A 14,990-nucleotide genomic window follows, 5' to 3' on the forward strand; every position below is an offset into this window, starting at 1 on the left:
CCCCGGACACGCCACCGAGGAGGAGGATCCCGTGACCCGCAAGGACAGCGTGCGCACCGCGACCGGTACGGCCAAGGACAGCGTGCGGCACGCCGCGGAGGTGGTGGCTCCGTATGCCGGTACGGCCAGGGAAACCGCCGTGCACTACGCCCATGAGGCCCGCACCCGGATGGCCCCCAAGGTGGCCGACGCCGCGCAGCAGGCCCGTTCGCACTACGACACCCATCTCCAGCCGCGCCTCGAGTCCGCGCGCGGCGCCCTGCCGCCCAAGGTGGACGCCGCGGCGAACCGCGCCGCCTGCCGGACCCGTAAGGCCGCCCGGCAGGCCGCCGAGTACACGGCGCCGCGGGTGGAGAGCGCGGTGCTCAGCGCCCGCGCCGCCGCCGAGCCGGTCCGCGAGGAGGCCCTCGCCCGGGGCGCCGCCGCACTCGCCGCGCTGCGCGGCCAGGTGACCGCCGCCGAGATCGAGAAGCTCGCCAAGAAGCACCACCGCAGGGCCTGCTGCGGCAAGCTCGCCAAGCGGCTCACGATCGTCGGCGTCCTGGCCGTCGGCGCGGTCGCCGCGTGGAAGTGGTGGGACAAGCAGGCCAACCCGGACTGGCTGGTCGAGCCGCCCGCCCCCACCGAGGTCGGCGACCGCGGCCGGCTGAGCGCGGTGGACGGCGGCGGGGGCGCCGCCACCGACCGGGAACCCCAGGCCAAGCCGGACGGCGCCGGACCCGACTCCGACGAACGCGACGGCCCCACCCCGGCCTGAGGCCGACCGGCCACGACAGCGACGGCCGTGCCCGCCACCCCGGGAGGAGTGGCGGGCACGGCCGTCGGTGCGGCGAGCCCTTCCTGGTGCCGTCCTGCCTCGAACCGGCATAGCGGCCCGGCACACCATGGGGTTGATCACCACGACCGACGTCGCCGCCGCCCACCCCACGCGGCGCCGGCCGCCGTGCGCCGCACCCCGGTTGAGACCACCGGGATACGAGACACATACGGGGCACACCGTGTACGCGGCTTGCGGACACGGCCTGCGTACACAGTGATCCGTCGCCCCGCTGCCAGGTGCCTCGCGGCGCCGTAAGTCAGAACTCTCCGTCAGCAATGGCACGCGACAAGGTTCGTTGGCACCGGATCACCGGGCAGAGGGACAGCCGTGCCTGCGCGCTTCAGGCCGCCCACGACGTTCCGTCCGGAGCGTTCCGGCCGGCCCGCCTGAGCGTGATGACGGCCCCGCCGAACCTGCACATGGGCGGGGCCGACTCACAGGGGGATGGTTACCAGCGACCGCCGTGGTCACCGTAGCCACCGCCGTAGCCACCGCCGCCGTGGTCACTGACGAAGTAGCCGTAGCCACCGCCGTGGTCACCGTAGCCACCACCGCCGTGGTCACCGACGAAGTAGCCGTAGCCACCGCCGTGGTCGCCGTAGCCACCACCGCCGTGGTCGCCGTAGCCATAGCCCCAGTCGCCATAGCCGCCGTGGTCGCCGTAGCCGTGTCCGCCGTCGTGGCTGGAGTAGCTGAATGCCGCATGCGTCGGGGCAGCGGACGCCGTCCCGGCTGTGGCAACGGCGGCTCCGCCGGCCAGCAGGAGACCTCCTGCGGCCACTGCGATGGCCCGAGTAAATCGGTTCGTGGGCATACGTCCACACCTTCTCATCGCTAGGGATCGAGCGGCCCGCACCCGCTGAACAGTCCCCGCAGCGCGCGGGAACCAACGGTTCGAGAGCTGCCCCGAGCGCGACACCACCTTTGGGTGGCCGCCCAGGAGCAGAGTGCGTATGCCGCATTTGTACCTTTCTTCAGAGGCTACTCCCCTGGGAAAACGTCAAGAACGCGAGGTAAGTAAAAACCTGTTGAAGCCGCGCCGCCTTGCCGGGCCGATGCTCGTCACCACGGCTGACCAGCCCCTGCTCGCTCGCCCACCGCGCCACGCCGACCCGCGCGAACCGCCGCGCCAGAGCCCTGTACGCAGCGGCCCGTGCACACCTCGCCCGACGCACGCAGCGGTCGAGACGCGGTCGCGGCGGGCGACTTCGACGTCGGCGGCGGAGGTGGCGCCGTGGTCGGTGACTCTGGTGCGGCATCCGGCGTCGGCCCATGACTTGGTGATGCGGGGCGGGCGACGGCGATGCCGGAGAGATGCCGGAGAGCAGGTGGATGCCGCCGACGAGGTCGCAGATACCGGCAGCGATGCCCCGGACCGCCAGGAGGAGGCTGGGTGCACCGACGCCGAAGTGGCTTTTGTGGCCTGCGGCTTTCTTGCCCTCGTCCATGCCTTGGCCGACGGGTGGATCAATTACCAGAACGACTACGGCCTCGCCGAGGAGCGAGTGACGATCGCCTGTGGCGCGCGGCCACTGAACGGGGTCCTCGCTCGCCCGGCCAGCGGGAAGCTCCCGCACGGACTGGTCGTGTTCGTCCATGGGGACGGGCCGGCCAACGCCACCCACGACGCCTTCTGCCGGCCGCCCCCGTCCCTGCGCTCCTTGGTCTCGATGCCCGCCGCCGTGCCTGCGACCGTAAGCGAGCGGGCGCGCCCACTTCGCGCCCACCGGAAGCACGAGAAGAGGCCCTCCGACCCGCGTTTCCGCAGTTCAGAGGGCCTCTCTGGATGTGGAGCCTAGGGGAGTCGAACCCGAAATTGTTACCTTCCCGACCTGCGAAAACGCCGGAGAATCGGACATTAGGCCCCGTTTCCATCCTCCTGAACCCTGCTCGATCCGCCTCGATCGTGCTCCCGTGCTGACATGTCAGCACGGGGTCAAGATGCGTTGCTGAAGAAAACCTAGTGCCCCGGCAGGACCCTTAATCACCCTGCCAGAAAAGCAGACAGGATGAACAGGCAGCTCCTTCGCATGAGCAATGTGCCCTCATTGACCGGCATCGCACCGTAGCGCCAGCCGTTCGAGGCTCCGGCGGCCGGCGGGAGGGTGGCGGTGACCGGGCGAAGCCTTCGCCGAGGTATTCGTCGGTGCGGCGGACAGATCGGCCGGGCCGTCGAAGAGTCCCCAGTCCTCGGCGTTCAGGCGCTCCCCGACCGGGGCGGTGGGCACGACGAGGGTTCCGGCGGCCCATTCGAGTCGGTACCCCTCGTAGGGGCGATGACGACTGCTGGGCCTCGGTCATCACGTCTTGTCTGGGTCAGGCGTACGGACTTCCGCTACGCCTTCCAGTGTTGCCCAGCGCCCTCCGTCGGAAGATGTCAAGGCCAGTGAGACGGTGGTGGGGCTATGAGGTCTGTGGTGTGGGTTCTCTGCGTTTAGCGGGGTCGTTGATCCATGCCTGTGTGGGTATCTCGGGCGGTCGGGGGCGGCGGCTGAAGCGTTCGGGGTGGCGGGCGTATGCCTTGGCGAGGGTGGCGGCGCGTTGGTCGCGGACCTCGTCGGCGGTGTGGAAGTGCACGCTGGCGGGGGTGTGGAAGCCGATGCCCGAGTGCCGGTGCTCATGGTTGTAGTACGCGATGAACGTGTCGAACCATTCGCGGGCGTGGGCCAGGGAATCGAATCGCTCGGGGTAGTCGGCCATGTACTTCGTGGTCTTGAACTGGGCCTCCGAGTAGGGGTTGTCGTTGGAGACCTTGGGGCGTGAGTGACTTCTGGTGACGCCGAGGTCGATCAGCATCTGGGAGACCTTCTTGGAGGTCATGGAGGTGCCGCGGTCCGCGTGCACGGTGTCGAGCACGATGCCGTTGCGGGTGCTGGTCTCGCGGATCAGCTCCTCGGCCCGCTCAGCTGTTTCGGCCCGCTCGACGGTGTGGCCGACGATGTAGCGGCTGAAGATGTCGATGACGACGTAGGCGTCATACCAGATGCCCTTGTCCGGGCCGGCGGCTTTGGTGATGTCCCAGGTGAACACCTGTGAGGGGGCGGCGGCGACCAGTTCGGGGACCGTCTTGGCGGGGTGGGTGGCCTGGCGGCGGCGCTCGCCCGACTGTCCCTTCTCGCGCAGGATCCGGTACATCGTGGAGACGGAGCAGTGGTAGCGTCCGGCGTCCAGTTCGCGGGCCCAGATCTGAGCCGGTGGCAGCTCGGCGTACTCGCTGCTGTTCATCAACTCCACTACTGCGGCGCGCTCTTCGGCTCCAAGGGCCGCGGGCTGGACCTGTGGGGCGCGGGCTGGACCTGTGGGGCGCGGGGCTTGCCGGCTGGCGGGTGGCTGCAGCCTGCGGTAGTGGGTGGCCCGCGAGCGGCCGGTCAGCCGGCACGCGGACGTGATGCCCAGTTCACCCTCGATGCCGGTGAACGCCTCGTCGGCCACGGGACCGGCGGCGTGTGTCAGTCCGCGCTCTCGGAGATCATTTCCAAGAGCGCCGAAGCTTTTCCCAGGATCTCCAGCGCGGCCTTGTTCCGGGCCAGTTCCTTCTCCAGGTGTTCCACCTGGCGGCGCAGCTTCTCGTTCTCCGCCTCGGTGGCCGACTTCTTCGGCCGGGCCGGGGAAGTCCGGCGGTCGACCAGCGCGGCCCGCCACTCCTTGACGTGGGAGTCGTACAGCCGCTCGCGCTGCAGCACAGCGCCCTTACGGGATTCCTGCTCGCTGGTGGGGTGTGACCGAGGGCGGGGACATGCGGCAGCTGAACACCTGCCGCGCAGGAGGAGCTGCCGCTGCGGGTGATCGCGGCACTGAAGTCCGGGCGGGTCGGGGCCTACGGACAGGTCGCGGAGATGTTCGGGGTGTCCCCGAGGTCGGTCGGCACCTCGTGGAGGGCGTTCCAGGCTGGTGGGCGGCAGGCATTGCCGGCTGTGGTGCGCCAGCCACGGGCCGGGACGGGTGAGTTGCCGGACAACTTGGCGCGCGGGGCGGTGGTGCAGACGAAGCCGGACTACACTCCGGCCGATATCGGGCACACCGGCGTGCTGTGGACTCGCGCCTCGGTCAGGGTGCTGATCGAGCTGGTGTGCGGGGTGTCGACGACCGAGCAGGGAGTGGGCACATCGCACATGGCTGCACCGGCATGGCCTCACGCCGCAACGGCCTGCCCACCGCTCGTACCGGCAGCAGCCGCAAGCAGTGCGGGCCTGACCGGAGGAGGAATATCCGGCGACCGCCGTGCGGGCGAAACGGGAGCAGGCCGGGCCGATCAGTGCGGCCAGCGCCCAGGACCGGCCCGGCGGGCTGGTCCTGGGCCGACCGGGCAGACCCCGCTGGTGCGGGTCAACGGCCACAGCTTTCAAAGGCAACATCATGTCGTGATCGCCGACCGGCACCCGGCCACCGCAGCAAGACCCTCCGGGCCCGGCCCGAGAAAAACACCGAGCGCCTCGAGCCGCACCCGATGCCCGGCCACAGCCCCGAACCCAACAGGATAAAAGGAAACAGTGAAGCGCCCTCGTCTGCAGACGAGTTGAGAACGATTACCGCGCTAGCAGCGAGGGGATTCACTGTCGCCCCGGCGACCCAGGGTGCAAGAGGTCAGCCGTCACGCCCCGCGGAACATCACATGCACCTCGCCGCCGGGGCCGCCGGAAGTGCCGAGGCCTGGCGTCTCAGGCATGCTGTTCTCCCTGGTGATGCTGAATTCATGGGTCCAGTCGGTACTGCCAGCAGGGGATGCGGTGCCGCGCCCGACGTGTACTTGGCCATTCTGGTTGAAGTATGCCATCCACAGCCGCGATGAGCCGTCGGTGGCCATCGCTGGTCCGGCCTGGGTACGCCAGATGTCTACGTCACCGTATTGATTCTTGGCCCAGACACCTGATTGACGAGTGGCGACATTCATACGGAATTCGGCCCCCCTGCGGGCGACGCGCAGAAAACCGTTAGCGTTGCAGGCCGCTACAGGGCTTGCAGTATTCCAGTCGGGGATGAGTTGCGGCTCACGCCACCCTGCCGGAATAAGATTGAATTCGGTAAAATGAGTGCTCCCGGCCCCTTCGGTTCCCCGAAACACCATAAATAGGCTGTTGCTCCCGATTCCGGCAAGCGCAGGCGTCATGGAATCGATTGAGCTGCCGGTGCCCGGGACGCGCTCAGGGGTGCTCCAGACCGAGCCGTTATAGTTGTTCAACTGTACGGTGCGGTCGTCCTTGTCGATGTAGGCGCAGTACAGTCGGCCATTCCAGACGGTCAGCGTCGGGGCGAAGTTTGACGCGAAGGACTGGCCTACGGGGCCCAGCGCTTGTGCAGTTTCCCATCGCCAGAACCCGGGACTGCAGCGACTCCACATCAAGGTCCCGTCAGACGCGGCGAAGACAGCGTACAGCTGGTTGTTGTATTCATGGAGAGCCGGCGGGGTCGAGGCACTCCAGTCCGGGTTGTAGCCTGATTCCTCCCAGACGCCGCTTGGCCTACGGATCCAGTGGTGGAAAGGATGACGGGCAGGGACGTTGTCGTCGAGGGAGACCTTGCCCAACCTGGGTTCTGCAAGCCAGACGGCAGCGAACTTAACGCCCAGGTCCACAGAGCCGAACAGATCATTGACTGCCTTGTCACGCACCGAGGCCTGCCAGTCCTGCAGGTCAATGACACTGGATGAGTTGGTTCCGGCCTTGGTGGGGAACTGGTCGCGGATGACCTCTGGGGGGATGCCACCGTCATTGCCGTAGGCGAGGATGTTGAGGAGGGCCTGTTGGGACAACTTTGCGGTCTCGGAGGCGACACGTACACCGTCGCCGCCCTTGAGCATGGTGTCATCGCCCCAGATCTGGAACGGGACCGTACGTGCCCGGGAGGAGACCCACAGGGACTGCTCATTGTAGTAGTCATGGACGGCCCCCGAGGACATCTGGGTGACGCTGTTGGCCAGGAAGGTCAGGTAATTACTGTACGCGGTGCCGAGGTCAGGGCCGGATACGCCGGAGGCGGCCCTACGTGCTTCGTAGGTACTCATCTCCTGTGCCGTTTCGGGGTCTTTGACGGTACCCGTATAGGGCCAGCTGGTGTACATGCTGCGCGGGGCCAGCCCGGGCTGCAAGGCTGTCGTCATCGTCTTGATCTGATCCCAGTCCCCAGTGGAGATATCCACCCTCCCCTCGTCGAGCCATTCGACGAACCACTGCATGACCGAGGTCTTGTTGACGAGGTGGCCGGCAGCAAAGGAGTCCTGCAGGAAATGGTCGGCATAACCGTGATAGAGCCACGCCTTGTATCGGTTCTCGCCGTTCGACCCTTCTCCCGCATTCCAAGACTGCATCGCGTAGTCCCGGGAGATCATGTGGAACTGATACCAGCGATGCCACGAATACGGTGCGAAATGGCACGCGTTACGGGCAAGCAGCCCATTGTAATGGCCGACTCCCTCTGCGCCAACGTTCGTTGTCAGGGCATCCAGCCTCCTGGTCACGAGAATCTTCTCGATCCACCTTTCCCATCCCCAGCTGACCACACTACCCTCGAAGGTCACGCCTGGCTCAAACAGGAGCCAGTCCGCCCCAATCTTGTCGAATGTCTCCTGACGCATAGTCTGCAGGATGGGCAACAAGATACTCTTGGGCTGGGCGTCCAGGACCTCTGGCTGGGGCAGGTAATCGGCCAGAGTGTTCAACTCTCCATAGGTGACGAGCAGACCGCTGCCCTGCAGCCTGATGGCACGAATGTCGGGGAACTGTTCCCGCATCTGCGCTTCCGTTACGTCCTCGGGATTCGTCTGCCACAGCCTCAAGAGCTGACGCATCTTACTCAGAAACGCCCCGGAATCACCCTGACTTTTGTTGAGAGATCTGGCAACCACGTCCAGCGAGTTGGTATTGCAGTCGCCGAGCATGCGGTGTTCCCAGGAGGAATGGCACTGAACCAGCATCGTTGCGACATCCGTAAGCCGCTGCGGAGCCGCCGCCGGGCCCGGCACCTTCCGGCTGGACACCACAAGAGCGGCAGCCTCGTCCGCCGCGTACTCACTAAGGTCGTCATACGGCTGCACCCACTCCGCGTCAGCCGCTCCAGACCCACCGCCCTGCCGCACCGCGTGCGCCACCTCATGCGCCAGCAGCCATCGCCCCGCGCCGCTTCCCGGATTGAAACAGCCATCCTGGAAGAAGATATCGGCGCCCACCGTAAACGCCTCAGCCCCGAATGCCCGGGCCAGCCCGTCAGCCTCGGCACCCGTGTGGATACGCACCTGCCCCATATCCACGCCGAAGCTACCTTCAAGCCACGACCGCACCTTCTGTTCTAGCGCCACACCTCCACTCAGCTCCCTTCGAACACGACGCGCGACTGAATCACGAACTACTGGCACAGGAATCACCAACCAATCAGTGAGAAATCAGATACAGATACCCGAAAAGGCAGTACGATTCGTCGCGATAACACGGAGAGCAGAGGGCAATATTCAACCGGTATCGCGGGAAGAAAATAACCGAGTTATCGAAGCTCTTCCATCCTGAACAGCTGCAGGTAAGAAGGGTGCGGACGGCCTGGACGACGCCGCTGACGCGGCTGGTGGAGCATCGGGACCGGCGGAGGACGCGCCAGATCTTCAACCGGGCGAAGACGCGTTCCTTGGGAGTCCGCAGCCTGGCGTGGACGCGGTTGAACCGCTTGCAGTGCCCGCGGAGTTCACGGTGCCCGTAGTACGGGATACGGAAGGCCGAGCCTGCTCCCTGGTAGGCCTGGTCGGCCAGATCAGGTGGTGTTTACTGCCCGTTTTCCGGCGGTCGACCGGCGATAGGCCGGTCCCGGTTCGCCCTTTTTCTGCGCGGATGTGGGAGGCATCCACGCAGGCCCGGAACCAGTCGAGCTCGTCGGCGGCGTGCAGTCTCACGAGAAGGAGACGATGCAGCCGGTCGAAGACGCCGGCCTCGTACCACCGGCCCAGTCGTCGCCAGCAGGTCTGCCCAGAGCTGAACTCCAGCTCCAGTAGGAGGAGTTGCCAACTGACGTCCTGGTAGAGCACGTACAGGATGCCCTACAGGCACAACCGGTCGGACACCGGCTGTGACCCGGGCGAACGCTCGGGCCACAGCCGCAGCAACGGCTCGGCCACCGCCCAGAATTCGTCGTCCACGATCCGCGGCCGCTTGCTCACACCGTCACGAACAGCCGAAACACTCCTGACGTCACGGCTGACCAGCCAAACTCGTCAAGATCGTGTTCGCCGAGTATGGCGTCCGGGCCTCAGTCGGCGGAGAGCGCGGCGGTCTTGCCGGGCAGCCACTCCAGGTTGCCGTGCTTGCCGAGGTGGACGACAGTGTGCGCGCCGAGGCCGGCGTCCTCCTGGGAGGCGGCGGTCCAGCGGTAGGCGGCCAGGCAGTGGTGGCTCGGCGGAAGGTCCGGTCGTGGTAGATGGCGACCGGGTTCTCGCCGATGCCGCGCGGGGACTGGATCAAGGCCCTGCCGGCGGACACGAGCTACTGCTGCCGTAGTTGATCTCCCTCGTCATCCGCTCTAGGGTTTCGCGCCTGATCAGGGCTGTCTGTACGTCGCTGAAGGACTGGGCGAAGCATTCATGAACCCCTCGGATGGGCTCCCGCGTCTCTCGCACTTGTTGAATCAAATAGAGGAGCGAGTCGAGGACTTCATCAAGCTCTGCAGTTGCTTCACGCATCATCTGCGCTAGGGGCTTGCTGGATCCTCGTCGCGCCTCAAGCCGCGGTTGCCCCACATCGCTGTGCTGTTGTGAGAGTGCGTAGTGGTTTTGGCAGGAGTACACCATTGCCTCCAGGTGTCTTTCAGAGTCAATTCGTGATGGCGCTGGTGGTCATGGGCGTCCCCGGCCAAACAGCAGGTGCAGGCTTTCCGGCCGGTAGCGCAGTGTCGGGGGCTCTGTCGGCTTCTCGGCCTGGTGGCGGTGCTGGCCAGGGACGCTTTCAACGACGTGCTCGGCGGTGGGAGTGACGTACCGCTGAGTCGTGAATAGACAGCCATGTCCAAGGGGCTATGGAGCCCGTGATCGGCATGAGAGGGTCACGGGCGAGCCGGTAGGTCGTCGTATGCCGTAGGTCTTGCAGCGACCCACCTGACCCGAGCGTGGTGTTCACGCGGACGGACATCGCTCGCGCGGCGTCGTAGTTGATCGGACGAAGCGGCCGGCGCAGTTCCAGCGCAGTGGGTCATCGGGGGCCAGTTGGCACCAGATCGTGGGCTGCTGCTGGTATTGAGCCGAAACCGTCTGGTTGCCTATTCGAGGGTGTAGCGGACGTGGCGGGCGTGGAAGTAGCCGCGGACGATGCGGGTTGGCGCTGGCGGCCTGATGGAGGAACCGGCCGGTCTCTCGTGGGCGAGGTCGTCTGCTGAGCGGGCACGTGCAGCGTGGACGTGGTGCTTGATGTCGGCGTTGAGTTCGGGGCCGTAGCCGGGCATCAGGTGCAGCTCGACGCAATTGTTGTTCCCAGCCAGCCAGGCAGCGACCTTCTTCGAGCAGTGGACGGGGTAGCGGTCTGCGATCACGTGGACCTTCCGGCCGGCCTGACGGGCGAGCCGGACCAGGAACGCGATGAACACCTCCGCGGTGAACGAACCTGTGAAGACGGTGAACCACAAAGCGCCGCTGGAGGCAAGGGCCGACATGATGTTCACCTTGAACCGGCGCCCGTTGACACGGACGAGAGGGGTCTGCCCCTTCGGTGCCCAGGACCGTCCAGGCGGTGCGGTGTCCGAACGCAACCGCACTGGTCTGCCCAGGCCCCCACCGCTTTCTCCGCCTTGGCCTTCGCAGCGATGGCGGGGTATTCGCCGGTCAGCCAGGCGTCGGCCTTCCCCGGTCCTGGCGGTAGGAGCGCCGCTCCGGCCGCTGCGGGGAGAAACCATGCCGCCGCAGCCACTTACCCACGCCCTGCTCGATCATGCTGACTCCGACGACCATCCGGATCAGCTCACCGACCAGGCGGCGGGTCCACAGCGGAGCAGGTCTTCGGGGTGTGGTCGGCCATGGCCTGGAACACCACTGACCACGACATCCAGGGCATCACCCGGCGCAGACCACGTGGTCTGACCCGCCGCCCGGACAATAAGGCCCGGCCCGCCCCGGACCTGCTGGGACGCGATTTCACCGCCACCGGGCCAGGCAACAGGCTGGTGTCGGACATCACTTCCAACGGGCGCCCCGGACCTGTGCCGGAGCGCAGCACCCGAGCAGCTCGGACGCCTGGCTCCGGTGGAGATCCAGAAGGCGACAGGGCTCGGTCGCGGTCCAAGGACAGCCGGGCGAACAGCACGTTGAACACCGCATCGGGGATCTGACGCAGGATCCGCTGCGGCCGGGACAGGCCCACCCACTGCGAGTGCCAAGGCGTCATCGGATTGTGGTGTTCGTCCACTCGGGCGCCGTGGCCAGCAGGAACGGGTTGATCAGCGGACCGTTCCGGCCTCGGAGAGTGGGCGTAGAAGCTGCGGAGCACGGTCTCGTTGCTCTCGACCGCAAATGCGGCGTCCCGTCTAATCGACCGCTTCCTGGTGGTCGGCTTCGTGCCGGGCAGCCTGCCGAACACACCGACGGGTTCGATCCCGATCGTCACATTTCCTTGTAGTAGCGCCCATTCTCAAATCCCTCTCTGCCGCCAATCTGCGCCTTCCCGCAGGTAGTTGCTTCTTCCTGCCCGCCTTGGAAGGCCTTGGCGAGAGCATCGTCCACGACGGGCATCGAGGCTTACGGATCAATCACGGGCTCATCACTCTGCAGGCGCGGCGTGGCACTCGAGGAAGGTCCGCGCCGAAACGAGTGCGGTGTGGTCAGGAGGCGGCACCGGTTCGAAGCGTGCGCCGGGCGCGCGAGCTCTGCTGCGCGCCCGGCGCGCAGCAGGTGTCAAAAGATCTTGCTCTCCCAGTCGTGTCCTCGGGCGAGAACGCTGTCGGGGCGGCCGATTCCTGACGGCCTCTGGGGGCTGGTCGTCTCATGGCTAACCTCGCCGTTTCGCTTGGGTACGACAGCTGTTGAGGCGAAAATGCGAAAGTGCCCTCCTGACCTGGGACGATGAACCTTGCTGAGGGGTTCTGTCGGTCCAGGCGGAGGGCACTTTCCAAGTGCAGGCTATCGGGTTGCGTCCCAAGGTTCAGGTCAGTGCCGATGGTTCGGGGGTGGTCGGGCATGCCGGGGCACGGCTGCTGGCGGATCTCGCTGATGCCACCGGGCTGACCGCCGCGTACTCCACCGCTCTCAGGCCGCTTCGGCCGCGCGGGACCGGACATGATCCAGGCCGGATCGCCACCGACCTGGCGGTGATGCTCGCCGACGGCGGCAAGGCCATCGCTGACCTTGCCGTACTGCGGAACCAGGCAGCAGTCTTCGGCCCCATCGCCTCGACACCGACGGCATGGCGGCTGCTCGCCGATGTCGACGAGACGGTCCTCGCCTCGCTGGCTTCTGCCCGCGCCCAGACCCGGGAAGTCGCCTGGCTGCAGGCTACCGAACACGGTGAGGGCATCCCCGCGGCCCGGGCCGCAGGACGCACGCTGCCCGGTCTGGTCCTGGACCTCGACGCCACACTGATCACCTGCCACTCCGAGAAGGCGCAGGCCGCACCCACCTATAAGGGCGGCTTCGGCTTCCACCCGCTGCTGTGCTTCCTGGCCAACACCGGCGAGGCACTGTCCGGCCGGCTGCGGCCCGGGAACGCCGGCGCCAACACCGCCGCCGACCACATCACCGTGCTCGATCAGGCACTCGCCCAGATCCCCGACGCCCACCGGCACGGCACCGACATCCTCATCCGCACCGACGGCGCCGGATCCGCGAAGGCCTTCCTCGCCCACGTCCGCGACCTGCGTAAACGAGGAATCCACACCTTCTTCTCGGTCGGATACGCCATCACCGAACCGCTCCGCCGCGCCATTCGGGCCATGCCCGACCGCCTCTGGTATCCCGCCCTGGACCAGGACGGAACGCTGCGTGAGGGCGCCGAGGTCGCCGAGCTGACAGGCATGATCGATCTGGACGGCTATCCGAACGGCACCCGCGTCATCGTGCGCCGCGAACGGCCGCACCCCGGAGCCCAGCTGTCCCTGTTCGACCAGGACGAGGGCCGGCGTCATCAGGTGTTTCTCACCGACACCTCCTACTCCGGTGGCGGCTCCGCCCAGTTCTTGGACGTCCGCCACCGCGGGCACGCCACCGTCGAGGACCACATCCGGTGCGGCAAGACCACCGGCTTCGGCCGCTTCCCCTCCCGCGACTTCCACATCAACTCCGCCTGGCTCGAACTCAGCCTCACGGCGATCGACCTCCTGTCGTGGATGCGCGTCCTGCTGCTGGACGGAGAACTCGCGGCTGCCGAGCCGAAGAAGCTCCGTTACCGGTTGCTGCACGTCGCCGCACGCCTCACCCGCGGCGGCCGCCGTCTGCACTTGCGGATATCAGCCACCTGGCCCTGGAAAGACGAACTCGCCACGGCCTTCCGTCGCCTCGACACGCTGCCCCGACCGGCCGGCTGACCGGCAACCTCCCCTGACCGCCCACGACTCGAAGGACCTGGAGAACCCGACCACCGCGCCGGGCCCCCACCATGCCCGAGCACTGAAATCGCGTCGCCCACCCGACAGCTGCCGATCAGCGACATCTCATGACCCCAACCGAAACGGCGAGGCTAAGGGCTGTCCCGTAAATGCTCTTCGAGCTGCCTCGGGTACGGCGGGACGTCGTACGGCCCGCTGGCTTATCCGGCAAGGGCGAGGTTGTGCATCCGTGCGATGCCGGGCATGGCGTGGTGGACGCCGTCGCCTGTGAGGCGGCAGTCGCGGAGGATTTTCCAGGTCTTCATACGGGCGAAGGCGTGCTCGATGCGGCTCGGACCTGCTTGTGGGACGTGTTGTGTTCCTCTTTCCGGTCCGGGAGTTCGCTCTGGCCGCGTTCGCGGCGGTGCAGGATGACGAGCCCGGGTAGCCGCCGTCGGCGATCGTGAGGGTCTTGCCGACGGCGGCCTTGGCGCCGGACTCCTCCCGCGCCTTGCAGTCGTTTCGGTTTCCTGCGAGCGGTCGTCTGACCACGACGACCAGGCGGGTGCCGGCGTCGATGACGACCTGATGGCTGGTGGAGTACCGGTAGTCTTCTACTGCTCGGCGACAGTGTGGTCGCGGGTGGGAGCCAAGGTGCCGTCCACGGTGAGCACAGTGTCCTTGGCGAACCGCTTGCGGGGCTGCAGCGCGATCATCGGCCCCAGGTGGTCGATGATCCGGTCCGCCGCCGACTTGGACACCCCGAACAGCGGGGCGAGCTGGCGCATGGTCAGGTTCGTGCGCCAGTACGCCGCGACCAACAGCGCCCGGTCCTCCAGCGGAAGACTCCACGGCCGGCCCCCTGCGGACCGCGTCCGCACCCTCCCGCCGCAGAACCGTCACCAGCTTCCCGAAAGCGCGCGGGCTCAACCCGGTGAACGGGGCTGACCAAGACGGCTCCGACGCCGTGACCACACCAGCCACACCAAGACCACCTCAACCGTGACCAGCAGTTACGGGACAACCCTCAGCGCTGGTCAGGTCGGCCGCAAGATGGCGAAGACATCCGTATGAGCCAGCTGTGGCCACACCCCCTTGACCATCGTCCTGGCAGGGCAGGTCCTCGACAGACAGAATTGTCAGAGTATGTTGTGACAAACTCGCCACTGGTTTGGTTGTGGATTCACCGGTCGATACTTCTCCACATCCAGGAAGTCGAGGGCTTGCAAGAGCGTCAGACATAGACCAATAAGATCGATTACGGCGTGGATCATGAAAAGATTCCGAGAGGCTTCGAGATTCCTGTCAGACCGTCGGGCATCTCATGCAGATATACACAAAGAGCCTCTTCGGCGCAGTGCAGAAACCTTCTTCCTATTGGCCTACAAGCCAGGAACTTCACTAGTGCAACAGCAGGCCACTCGCCAGTACATCATGAGCCTCCGTCCGCCACCCCGGCCTGCACTGCGGCAGCTTAAGCATTCGAACGCCACTGGAACACCGCTCGCTCGAATTTCATACCTTATGTGAGCCACTGCTCACCGCGCCGCCTGAGCGGGCATTTCAGCAAGCTAGTGTCGCGCGATTTCCTCGGCGCCGGTTCGAGTTGTCGGCAACCAGCCTTCTGACATTTCACTGTGCGAGACGAACTTTCACGATGATTTCATCAGTGATAGCGATCCAGGTGAACATT

The 14,990-nt window shown here is 66.4% G+C and carries 12 protein-coding genes and 2 pseudogenes; 4 read left to right on the forward strand and 10 right to left on the reverse strand.

The window, feature by feature from the left end; genetic code table 11:
- Window positions 1-31: 31 nt before the first annotated feature.
- Window positions 32-757, forward strand: a complete 726-nt coding sequence (locus tag ACLJWH_RS19850; RefSeq protein WP_411143060.1) for a DUF5324 family protein — start codon at window positions 32-34, stop codon at window positions 755-757.
- 511 nt (window positions 758-1,268) lie between these two features.
- Here the strand turns inward: ACLJWH_RS19850 and ACLJWH_RS19855 are convergent.
- On the reverse strand, window positions 1,269-1,634 hold the full coding sequence (locus ACLJWH_RS19855) for a hypothetical protein (protein ID WP_411143061.1): 366 nt from the start codon (window positions 1,632-1,634) through the stop codon (window positions 1,269-1,271).
- A gap of 514 nt (window positions 1,635-2,148) precedes the next feature.
- Between ACLJWH_RS19855 and ACLJWH_RS19860 the strand changes: the two genes are divergently transcribed.
- On the forward strand, window positions 2,149-2,619 hold the full coding sequence (locus tag ACLJWH_RS19860; RefSeq protein ID WP_411143062.1) for a hypothetical protein: 471 nt from the start codon (window positions 2,149-2,151) through the stop codon (window positions 2,617-2,619).
- A gap of 604 nt (window positions 2,620-3,223) precedes the next feature.
- Here ACLJWH_RS19860 and ACLJWH_RS19865 read toward each other — a convergent pair.
- Complete coding sequence (locus ACLJWH_RS19865; RefSeq protein WP_411143063.1) at window positions 3,224-4,252, reverse strand: IS3 family transposase; 1,029 nt, start codon at window positions 4,250-4,252, stop codon at window positions 3,224-3,226.
- Between the two features lie 17 nt (window positions 4,253-4,269).
- Window positions 4,270-4,503 carry a hypothetical protein gene (locus tag ACLJWH_RS19870; RefSeq protein WP_411143064.1) on the reverse strand — a complete coding sequence of 78 codons (234 nt, stop codon included), beginning with the start codon at window positions 4,501-4,503 and terminating at the stop codon, window positions 4,270-4,272.
- Window positions 4,504-4,936: 433 nt separating this feature from the next.
- Here ACLJWH_RS19870 and ACLJWH_RS19875 point away from each other — a divergent pair, with 433 nt between their 5' ends.
- Window positions 4,937-5,014 carry a winged helix-turn-helix domain-containing protein gene (locus tag ACLJWH_RS19875; RefSeq protein WP_411143265.1) on the forward strand — a complete coding sequence of 26 codons (78 nt, stop codon included), beginning with the start codon at window positions 4,937-4,939 and terminating at the stop codon, window positions 5,012-5,014.
- Window positions 5,015-5,411: 397 nt separating this feature from the next.
- Here the strand turns inward: ACLJWH_RS19875 and ACLJWH_RS19880 are convergent, their stop codons facing one another.
- The 6 genes and pseudogenes from ACLJWH_RS19880 to ACLJWH_RS19905 form a co-directional block, all read right to left on the reverse strand.
- Entirely contained in the window at window positions 5,412-8,111 is a 2,700-nt protein-coding gene (locus tag ACLJWH_RS19880) for a DUF4157 domain-containing protein (RefSeq protein ID WP_411143065.1), read from the reverse strand.
- Window positions 8,112-8,184: 73 nt separating this feature from the next.
- Entirely contained in the window at window positions 8,185-8,553 is a 369-nt protein-coding gene (locus ACLJWH_RS19885) for a transposase family protein (RefSeq protein ID WP_411143266.1), read from the reverse strand.
- A 496-nt stretch (window positions 8,554-9,049) separates the two neighbouring features.
- Window positions 9,050-9,258, reverse strand: a pseudogene (locus ACLJWH_RS19890) (cobaltochelatase subunit CobN); the annotation flags it as partial.
- A 790-nt stretch (window positions 9,259-10,048) separates the two neighbouring features.
- Window positions 10,049-10,540: a transposase gene (locus tag ACLJWH_RS19895; protein ID WP_411143066.1), complete on the reverse strand. Its 492-nt coding sequence runs from the start codon at window positions 10,538-10,540 to the stop codon at window positions 10,049-10,051.
- A gap of 67 nt (window positions 10,541-10,607) precedes the next feature.
- Window positions 10,608-10,733, reverse strand: a complete 126-nt coding sequence (locus ACLJWH_RS19900) for a helix-turn-helix domain-containing protein (RefSeq protein WP_411143067.1) — start codon at window positions 10,731-10,733, stop codon at window positions 10,608-10,610.
- A gap of 10 nt (window positions 10,734-10,743) precedes the next feature.
- Entirely contained in the window at window positions 10,744-11,385 is a 642-nt protein-coding gene (locus ACLJWH_RS19905) for a hypothetical protein (protein ID WP_411143068.1), read from the reverse strand.
- A 475-nt stretch (window positions 11,386-11,860) separates the two neighbouring features.
- Here ACLJWH_RS19905 and ACLJWH_RS19910 point away from each other — a divergent pair, with 475 nt between their 5' ends.
- Window positions 11,861-13,297, forward strand: a complete 1,437-nt coding sequence (locus tag ACLJWH_RS19910) for an IS1380 family transposase (RefSeq protein ID WP_411143267.1) — start codon at window positions 11,861-11,863, stop codon at window positions 13,295-13,297.
- A 221-nt stretch (window positions 13,298-13,518) separates the two neighbouring features.
- On the opposite strand, the pseudogene ACLJWH_RS19915 reads toward ACLJWH_RS19910, so the two are convergent.
- A pseudogene (locus ACLJWH_RS19915) lies at window positions 13,519-14,281 on the reverse strand (transposase family protein).
- Between the last annotated feature and the right edge of the window lie 709 nt (window positions 14,282-14,990).

This window comes from Streptomyces sp. x-80 (assembly GCF_046549095.1).
GTDB classification, from domain to species: Bacteria; Actinomycetota; Actinomycetes; order Streptomycetales; family Streptomycetaceae; genus Streptomyces; species Streptomyces celluloflavus.